General features: G+C 52.8%; 5 protein-coding genes. 4 read left to right on the forward strand and 1 reads right to left on the reverse strand.

What is annotated here, in order from left to right:
* Positions 1-780 precede the first annotated feature (780 nt).
* Genes HMPREF2975_RS05175 through HMPREF2975_RS05190 form a run of 4 tightly spaced genes read left to right on the forward strand, consistent with a single transcriptional unit; the run spans position 781 to position 8,094 of the window.
* Positions 781-2,235, forward strand: a complete 1,455-nt coding sequence (locus HMPREF2975_RS05175) for an ATP-binding protein (protein WP_070726258.1) — start codon at positions 781-783, stop codon at positions 2,233-2,235.
* On the forward strand, positions 2,232-5,015 hold the full coding sequence (locus tag HMPREF2975_RS05180) for a Z1 domain-containing protein (RefSeq protein WP_070726261.1): 2,784 nt from the start codon (positions 2,232-2,234) through the stop codon (positions 5,013-5,015). The genes HMPREF2975_RS05175 and HMPREF2975_RS05180 overlap by 4 nt, the downstream gene beginning before the upstream one ends.
* Positions 4,996-5,976: a PD-(D/E)XK motif protein gene (locus tag HMPREF2975_RS05185; RefSeq protein ID WP_083314430.1), complete on the forward strand. Its 981-nt coding sequence runs from the start codon at positions 4,996-4,998 to the stop codon at positions 5,974-5,976. Before HMPREF2975_RS05180 ends, HMPREF2975_RS05185 begins: the two co-directional genes overlap by 20 nt.
* A gap of 3 nt (positions 5,977-5,979) precedes the next feature.
* The gene (locus HMPREF2975_RS05190; protein WP_070726267.1) at positions 5,980-8,094 is read left to right on the forward strand and encodes an AIPR family protein; all 2,115 of its coding nucleotides are present in this window, start codon (positions 5,980-5,982) and stop codon (positions 8,092-8,094) included.
* Here the strand turns inward: HMPREF2975_RS05190 and HMPREF2975_RS05195 are convergent.
* Positions 8,063-9,613, reverse strand: coding sequence for a DNA cytosine methyltransferase (locus tag HMPREF2975_RS05195; protein WP_070726268.1), 1,551 nt, complete (start codon positions 9,611-9,613; stop codon positions 8,063-8,065). The two genes, HMPREF2975_RS05190 and HMPREF2975_RS05195, sit on opposite strands and share 32 nt — an antisense overlap.
* Positions 9,614-10,107: the final 494 nt, after the last annotated feature.

Here is a 10,107-nt window from a genome sequence, read left to right on the forward strand (position 1 = left end):
AACGGCTGACGCCACACAATGTTCTCCGGCACGCTCAGCCTTGCTAGTAGAGATTTCGATGCACGGCGCCACACGAGTAACGCTCCCGAGTTCCTCACCGCAATGTATGCATACCGAGGCAAGCGCCTCTATGAGCATGTAGCGGCCGGAGTGGATCAGCACGCTGTGGCGGCAGTTCAGCAGGATTCCCCCGTGGGCCAAACTGATCATCGAGCCGCTTGACTGTATCCCCAAGAAGCAATCGACGCATGGTTCGATTAATACGACACGGCAGACCCCGCCCACTTCGACTGTCTGATGAGCGCCTTGCAGGCCGACTAAGTGGCGACCAGCAGAACTAGGCAGTCCCAGCGCGTTCTGGTTACTCCCGCTCGATGAGCAAATCGAGTGCCATCCCCGTACCACTTCGACGCTCACCTACGCCTCCGAATGTTCCCCAACGTCTGGAAAGCACCCGGAATCCGTGTACCACCTATCTCACAAGTCTGGTCAAATCGACATGAGGGCGCGCAATTTCATTCAATGAGCAGATTGACGCTTGTTTATCAACTTTTCTAGAAAGGATATGCGTCAAAGAAGGGATAGCTGCATCGAAAAATGCTACCGCCTACTTTGCTGTAACCCAGTTAGCATCTAGTCGTGCTAACTTGCGGTACATTTCGGCTTAGATCCCTTCTTCATGGTCTATCTGACAGTATCGATGATAGAATGAATCGTTAATTCAGGTTGCTCATGCATGCCTGACAGGGTCGGACGGGATGTTTTCAAATAGGTGAGATCATGGATTCCAATGTCATTCGACTCGACCCGGAACCAAGCATTCTCATCGAGAGTCTCCGTGACATTGGGTACTCCTTTAATAGCGCACTTGCTGACATTGTTGACAATTCCATCAGCGCAAACGCTTCCAGCATCCGAATACTTGCCATTCCTAGCTCTGAGTTCAAGATTGGCATTATTGACGACGGCGAGGGCCTCGACAGAGACGACTTGAAGCAAGCCATGAGACTCGGTTCAAACGACCCGAGACAGAAGCGCGCATTGAACGATCTTGGCAGATTCGGGCTTGGTCTTAAGACCGCATCGTTTTCTCAATGTCGACGTCTTACGGTCATTTCGAGGAGAGACGACAACGTAGCGGCCTTTACTTGGGACCTCGATCGTGTTGTCGCTCAAAACAATTGGAGCGTCATAGAGCACACCAATCCCGAGGACATCCCGTTTTTCGGCGAACTGGGAGAATCGGGCACTATGGTGCTTTGGGAGAAGTTAGATAGGCTCACGGGGGAACGAGGGTCGGGCAAAGTCAACCACCCGCGGATTATCAGCGAAGCACAGGATTACCTCTCACTCGTCTTTCATCGCTACCTAGCTGGTGAGCGAGGCCTCAACAGAATATCCATCCAAGTGAACAACCTTTGCTTGAGCCCAATTGACCCTTTCAACACCAAGCATCACGCATCGCAGTCCTCGCCTGCAGAGCAGATTTGCCCGGGCGTCACAATGCAGTCGTTCACCCTGCCACATCGATCGCACTACGACTCCCAGCAAGAGTACGAATACTATGGCTTGAATGGTGGCTATCTGAAAAGCCAAGGCATCTATCTCTATCGTGCCAAGAGGCTCATCCTGTACGGGACATGGTTCGGACTCGCCAAGAAAACGGCCCTCACCCAGCTCACGCGGGTCAAAATAGACGTCGACGTTAACCAAGATGAGGTATGGAAGATTGACGTCAAGAAGGTATCCGCCCAAATGCCGGAGGGCGTAAGGGCTCGCGTTAAATCGCTTATTACCACTATCGGAACCCCCTCCAAGAAAACCTACAGGCGACGTGCCACAAGGCTCACAAGTCCCGATGTATTTCCCGCTTGGGATGTGGTTCAAGACGGAGAGAAGAGAATCTACAGAATCAACCGCAAGCACCCTGTGATTGCAAACTTGACGAATTCTCTTGATCCTATCGACAGCAAGGCGCTCGACACTACGCTCTCACTCATAGAGTCTTCCTTCCCCACCGAGTCGCTTTTCTACGACTTCGCGAACAGCGAAGAGAATGTAGCTTTGCCAGCCCTCCAAGATGAGGCTTTTGATGACGCAGCCAAGACTTTCTTTTCGTCGCTCAAACAGGCTGGCCGTGACGACGAGACAATTCTTTCGATAATGCATTACGCAGAGCCATTCCAATCTCGATGGCAGGAGACGCTCGGCGCCCTTGGAATCAAGGAGCAATGATGACAATGATTAGAACCGAGCTTATCGACCAGATTGACAACGCCGCGCGACAGCATTTCGCCAATAGCGCTAAAGTGCCAAATGAAGACGAAGTCCGAGATATGTACGAGCAGCTATACGACGGCCTCTCTCGTCTGCCGGCGTTTGCAGGAATGGCCGGCGACCGTGACGATACTGTAAATACACTCGTTCACCAGTACTGCTCTGAGCTATCAATCAGAAAGAAGTTCGGATTTTCCTTCAAGGATGATGATGTGAAGCCTTGGCTCACCGAAGCTGAAGATGAGATTGAGAGCCATAGTCATTGGTACTACTGGAACCGCTACAAGAAATACCTCATGTGCGACAAGAAATGGGCTCGGAGCACCGTTCGAACCATAGAAAGGGATACTTGGAACGTTCTCGACCTTATGGCGAACCCCACTGTTGAGGCGGGTTTCGAGCGCAGGGGCCTTGTCGTCGCGTCCGTTCAATCCGGAAAGACTGCTAACTATATCGGATTGATATCCCGCGCCGCCGATGCCGGATACAAGATAATCATCGTGATGGCGGGCGTTCATAACGTACTTCGAAACCAGACACAGGCGAGGCTCGAAGATGGTTTCACCGGTTTCAATATCGTTGAGCAGAAAGACATAGAGCCCGTCGGCGTAGGAAAGGATAAAGCATCGCGGCGGCGGCCCATCGCTTGTACTTCAAGAGAGGCCGACTTCAACAAGAAGCGTGCCAACGCTTTGAGGGGTATACAGACCTCTCACACTAACGAGCCTTGGCTGTTCGTTATCAAGAAGAACAGCAGCTCGTTAAAGCAGGTGTATGAGTGGCTGAGAGATAACGCACAGCCGGACGACCAACTTCTCCTCATCGATGATGAGGCTGACAATGCCTCGATTAATGGAAAGTACAGGCGTGAAAAGCGAGAAGATGAGCCCACCCGCATCAACGGGCAGATTCGTAACATCTTGAACTATTTCATAAGAAAGTGCTACGTCGGATACACCGCCACGCCCTATGCCAACATACTTATTGATCCCACCGTTGATACCGACGAGTTTGGCAAGGATCTTTTCCCGAGCAGTTTTATCTATACGCTCGAGGAATCTTCTGACTACTTTGGCGCAGAAAAGGTGTTCGGAGACTACGACGACGTCAGGCCGAAGCATTTGCGATTTATCGATGATATCGACCTTGTCTTGCCGCCTAAGCACAAAAAGAATTACCAAGTTGACGCGATACCCGAATCGCTCAAAGATGCCGTAAGGGCTTTCCTACTTGCCACGACAATTCGAGCGCTTCGTGGCGATGGTGACGAGCATTCTACGATGATGATCAACGTCTCGCCTTACAAGCAGCCCCAGAAGTCCGTGGCTTGGCAAGTGGACGACTACCTCAAGCACCTGAAAAACGCTATAAAGGCCTATGGTTCTCTCGACCCCCAGCAGGCGCTAAGTGTCTCCGAAGACCTGCAATTCATATATGACACTTGGATAAGCGAGTATTCCTGCTCTACGGAGTTCAGCTGGGAGCAGATACAACCTGCTTTGTATGAAACGGTGAGAACTATCCACGTCGTCATCATCAATACCGATTCGGCCGAGAGCCTCGAGTATGACCTGCATACTGAGCATGTTATAGCCGTGGGAGGATACAGGCTTTCGCGAGGCCTCACCTTAGAAGGGCTGGCTGTCTCGTACTATTCCCGCAACGCCAAAGCATATGATGCCCTTATGCAGATGGCACGTTGGTTTGGTTACCGCCCCGGCTACGAGGACCTGTGCCGCATTTGGATGTCCGATAAGGCGGCCGGCTGGTACAAGTTCGTCGCGGACTCCACCGCTGACCTCTTCGACGAGCTTCGGAACATGCGTCAAGTTCAGCGCACGCCGAAGAACTACGGCCTTCGAATCCGACAGAGCCCCGACTCGCTCATTGTGACCGCTAGGAACAAAATGGGCACTGGAACCAAGCTCACCGCACCAATTGATCTCAACAACGGCTTCGTCGAAACCATCGCCTTCGATCGAAGCAGTGAGGCAATCGCCGAGAACAGACGCGCCGTGGAGCAGCTCTTATCTGCCATCGCCGATTACAGGGATGTCGACGATGAGGAAGTGTTCTATCGCCGAGTGCCTTCCCAGCTTGTCATTGAATTCATTAAGCTCTACGTCAATGAAGACGCACGCTCGCCAAAGTCCCAAAGCAAACCAGTACTCAACTATATCGATGACCGAATGTTGGATGGTGAACTTGGAGAGTGGGACGTGCTCGTCGCCAAGGGCGAAGGAAATGCTCTGAAGCTAGCTCCTGACGTTTTCATTAAATCCGAAATCCGCTACCCAGGAAGCGACACGTCGGCTGATTGCCTAGTGGCCGGCGAGAAGCACCGTCTTGTCAGCCGCGGAGTCGAAAAGAAGGGACTTAGCGCAGAAGAGATTCAGGCTGCCGAAGAGGACTTCCGCAAAGACCACGACGACAAAGCCAACCCCTCTGACCGCTACTACAGACGGCGCCGTACATACCCCTTGCTCATCGTGCATCCCGTCCTTATGAAATACACGCAACGTCAAATTGACAGGCGTATCAAGAAGGGCGTGGTTAAGCCAGAGGCAGGCAATTGGCCCTCTTGGGACCATCAAGAAGAGTTATTTGGCTGGAGCATAAGCTTCCCCTACACGGAGAAGCAGACGAAGCCCGTCGAATACGTCTTCAACCAAGTCGCCATCGATAACATCACTGCCGACTACGAAGAGGACAGTGACGATGACTTTGAAGACGACTAGATACCCATGGAGTGGACTGGTGGTGCCCTCGACAAAGGGCGAGTACACTGCCCGGCTGGTTGCGGATGAAAATAACCCCAAGCAGCAGAGAGTTTTCTGGGCGATTAGTTGGAACGCGCATCCAGCTTTGCTCGTCGAATATACCTGCAATCCTTGGAAACCGATTGAGCTTCCGAGCTTCAAAAACATAGGGGTTTACGACTACCGAGACGAGGGCAGTATTGTCATCGAGCTCCTTGACATGGACATGCAGGACATCTTCCTCAAAGTCGGGGCTGACGTCATCTCATCTCTGCAAGACGTAAGCGAGAATGCCTGCCGCAGGGCGTGCGTCCTTCGACTGGAAAGGTGGAGCTCTCTTCTCCGCCCCGCGAGAACGAAGCTCACTCCCGAAGCCCAGAAGGGGCTCATAGCCGAACTGCACTTCCTGCAGCACGATGCCTTGGCTGTTCATGGGATTGGTGCCGCCTTGAACGGATGGACTGGGCCGGAGGCTGGGCCGAGGGACTTCGCCTATGGGCAGGTGTTCATCGAGGTCAAGTCAAAGCGCAGCTCCGCCAACCCCAACATTGTCATTTCCTCAGAAGATCAGTTAAACATCAATTCGTCCGAACAGCTGTTCTTGTACGTAGAAGAATTGAACAGCACGACTAGCGATGACGAGCAAGGTTTTACCGTCACTGACGTGGTAAACGCCGTTAGGAAGGCCATCCACTCCCCCCTTCAAGTTGCAGCCTTTGACAGCAAGCTCGCAAATGCTGGCTATTTCGACGAAGACGATTACTCTGACTCCAAATGGAGCGAGGGAGCTACTTACTACTACACCGTAAATGGCGATTTCCCCAAGATCGATTCCCAATCTTGCAAGCCGGGGGTCAGCCGAGTCACATATCAAATCGATTTAGATTACTGCGACGATTACCTCGTTGACAGATCGACCGCGATAGGAGCAATGGAGTAAGGGATGAGCGCACCCGAGGAATTCTACGAAGAGCTATTTCAGGATATCAAGACCACCGCAGAAGCCTATGGGGTGTATCTCGAGGATGCCTTCTTTGACACCGTAACTGATTATCTCATTGATGCCGGGGAATTCGATGAGGCAGAGCGTGCTTTCTATCGACCCGAGCGAGGCGGAATCAGGGTCGATGGCTATTGCGGCGATCCCCTCGATTCCGTGCTCGGACAAGATGAGGGGCAAGCTACCCTTGGGCTCATCATCCTCGATTTCAACCAAGACACACAGCTTGTGACGCTTACCAACTCCGAAATGGAGGCTGACTTTCGACGCCTGCAAAAGTTTCTCTCCAGTTCCCTCGAGGCCCCCTTCAGGAGCTCCCTCGAACCGACCGATCCGGGCTTTGGCCTCGCGGACCTCATCAACACACGATGGGACAAGGTTTCTCGCGTTAAATTCCATCTCCTGACCAACAAGAAGCTGAGTTCTAGAGTCACCGGCAAGATCGTTGATGATTTTGAGGGACGCGAAATCATATACAACGTCTGGGACATCGCCCGCTTCGGAGACCTCGTATCCTCCGGGCGTGAGAGAGAGCGCCTTACGGTGGACTTCAATGAGCTCCCGAACGGCGCATTGCGAGCCCTTTTGGCAAGCAGTCCGAACGACAAAAACCAGGTGTACCTTGCTGCCATACCAGGCTTGGATCTTGCCCGCATCTACGACCGCTGGGGCGCTAGGCTCCTAGAGCAAAACGTGCGCGTCTTCCTCCAAGCCCGCAGCAAAGTGAACAAGGGGATACGGCGCACCCTAGAAAACGAGCCCGAACTCTTCTTCTCCTTCAACAACGGCATAACGGCAACGGCAGAGGCAATCAAGACTGAAACAAGAGACGAGGGCCTCGTTATCACGAGCCTCGACAACCTCCAAGTGGTTAACGGAGGCCAGACCACGGCCTCCGTATATGCGGCATATAAGGCGAAGCGCGACTTGACCAAGGTCTTCGTCCAGATGAAGCTGAGCATTGTCAGCTCTGAAGCCGCGGAGGACCTCGTTCCGCGCATCTCAGAATACGCCAACAGCCAGAACAAGGTCTCCACTGCCGACTTCTTCGCAAACCACCCCTTCCACGTGAGAATGGCGAAATTCTCGAGACGCATCATGGCGCCTGCAAAGCCTGGGAGCTTCGATCGCACGAAGTGGTTTTATGAACGGGCTCGTGGTTCATATCGCGATGCACAGGCATATCTTACTCATGCGGCCAAGAACAAGTTCCTTAAGGAGTACCCAAAGACGCAGACATTTACGAAGACCGACTTGGCCAAGTACGTAATGGTCTGGACGAACAAGGCCTATATGGTGAACCGCGGGGCTCAGAAGAACTTCTCCGAGTTCGCCAAGGACATTGCCAAAGCTTGGGAGAAAGATGACAAGCAGTTCAACGAGGCCTACTTCATGAGCGTCGCCGCAAAGAAGATCGTGTTCGACCTTGCAGGTAAAATCGTACAGACGAGCGAATGGTACGAGGCGGGCGGCTATCGCTCCCAACATGTTGTACTCGCCGTCGGTGCCTTGGCAAACGCCGCCAAGGAGATGGGAAAATCAGTCGACTTTCTCTCCATATGGAAGCTCCAAGGTGTGACGCCAGCGTTCGAAAGAGCTCTTGGACAGGCAGCTGGCGTCGCTCATCAAGTGCTCATGAATCCAAGGGAAGGTTATCGGAACATATCCGAATGGGCCAAACAGCCACAATGTTGGAATGCGGTAAAGCAGATGCAGGTCCAGTGGGACGATGGCTGGATCTCAGAGCTCATCAGCGTCGAGGAAGAGAGGGACATTCAAAGCACTGCGGCGCGCGACCAAAAAGAGCTCAACGGAATAGCGGCCCAGACCGCTGTGGTCGATGCTGGCGCCCAATTCTGGCGGGATGTCCTCGATTGGTGCATAAAGGAAGACGAGGCGACAGTGAAAGAGCGCGGGATACTTCGGTATGCGACAGCGATTCCTAGAAAAATCCCGTCTGATAAGCAGTCCGTTGTGCTCGTCAATCTGATGGCAAGGCTGCGGAGGAACAGCTGTCCATATCGTCTCAAGACGCGTCGCCGTCCGATACAAGAGTAATCGTGTCGCAGTACCCCGTGGCTTCCACGCCTAGAAGCTCCGCAACTATCTTTCCAATTTCCTGAGCCAAAAGGGGCGGCACCGCGTTTCCTACCTGCGTGTACTGGGACGTTCTGTTGCCTTCGAAGAAGTAATCGTCCGGAAACGTCTGGAGTCGCGCTGCCTCGCGGACGGTCAGGCTTCGGCATTGGCCAGGATCAGGATGAATGTAGTAGTGCCCATCTTTTGCGATATGTGACGTTATGGTCGTAGATGGCCTGTCCCAAAGCTGCACACGGAAACGGTCATCAAACTTGATTCCCTCTCTTGGCTTGGCATTTTGCACGTTTTTGTGGTTGGGATACAGGTACCGTGGAAACTCTGGGATGCGTGCCGGCTCCCCGTATTTCTCTGCGTACGCCGCGCAGAACTCATAGCGGTCGAGATCGGCAGCCAAGTGCGTACGCGACTCATGGTTGGCGAGAACCTTATGTATCCCCAAACGACCCCTGTACCACTCGTCGTAGCGACCCATTTTCCCGGTAACCTTGTTCTTGCGCATAAGACGCGGAGGATTTTGCTGTTGCACTCGAACTAGGATGTTTTCTAATTCTTTACCTTCTTCCGACTCAAGAAGCTTGCATATTGCGCCGTTGAGATAGTCGTTCCAGTTCTTATCGCGCCAGCCTTCATTACGTTCAGAGAAGCCGCTCCGAATGCGCGGTATCCCTACGAGCGTTTCCCGAAGATTGATTGGGGTGAGTGGTTTGAGAGTCGCGGAAGACCTTTTGCACCCATCCCGAACACCTAGCAGAATAACGCGGTGTCTCATCTGCGGGATGCCGAAACGTTCTGCTTCCACTACATAGTCGCGGGGTTCGTCAGCATCTCGCTTTACCAAAGACCGTATTTCATAACCAGCATCTTGCATATCAGCGCAGATCCTGCTGAATACCCCCTCGCCATGATGCCTTGCTGATAACAGACCCTTCACATTCTCCATTACGAAGACGGCAGGCTTAAGCTCTTTGATAAAGGCTAGGTAGCACTTGTAGAGAGTCTGTTTCTCGTCTGCCTCTAGCTTCGCTTTCTCGCGAGTTCTTCTAGACCGTCCCACCACGGAGTACGCTTGGCATGGAGGTCCGCCAATGAGTACCCACTTGCCCCCCTCTGTGATGCCGAATTCCTTGAGACGCTTCCTGCCCTCTTCAACGAGTGTGCTATCTCCGTCTTTAAGCGCGGCACACAGTGCCTCATGACCTGCTGCCGCCCATTCAGCCGAATACCTTGTTACAAGCTCGTCAAGCTTCCCTCTATCATGCGTCTGCATGTATTGCAGATACTGCCTCGGAATGGTATCTCCATTTGCAGCGTAGATTTTTCGAAAGAATGAGCGGAGACGTAGGGTCTTGTGGGCTTGGTCGTCTTTCTCGACAGACATGACTATCTGAAATGAAGGGCTACCATCATATTGCTTAAGGGAGGAGAATCCCTCACCGAGGCCGCCGGGACCCGCAAACAAGTCGATGACCGGTATCATGTGCTGGCGTTCCTTCCTAGGTCGCATTGGTTCGCACCCAGGGTACCAGGATGTCAATAGCGAATCCAGAGTGGTTTTAGCCTAAGGCGCTACGAAATTTCAGGGTACCTCGAGAGTTCTCACCATTCAATGCGCTTATAAGGCCATCCGGTGACCAATAGTGCTCTCCCAATTGCGCTGGAAAACACCGAGGAGGTACTCCAAAGGAGCCATCTCTTGACGCCCCCAGACAATGCCGGCGTTAAACCCAGCGCCGACGAAGGCTTCTACACAAGACAAGGGCGGGCCGGATGCTTCCTTTAACAAACCATGCCCGATACGCCCAAACAGAACAGTCTAGACAGCAAGAATGACCACTATCCCGCAAGCGACTTTCGCATACTTGCGTACCAGATTAGGCTTCATAAACGGTGCGGACTGCATCGATAGCATGCACAAAGTCGCAAGCAAATGCCTAATTTACTCCCACTCAATCGTTGCCGGCGGCTTGCTGG

It is taken from the genome of Actinomyces sp. HMSC065F12, assembly GCF_001814535.1.
Lineage (GTDB): Bacteria > Actinomycetota > Actinomycetes > Actinomycetales > Actinomycetaceae > Pauljensenia > Pauljensenia radingae_A.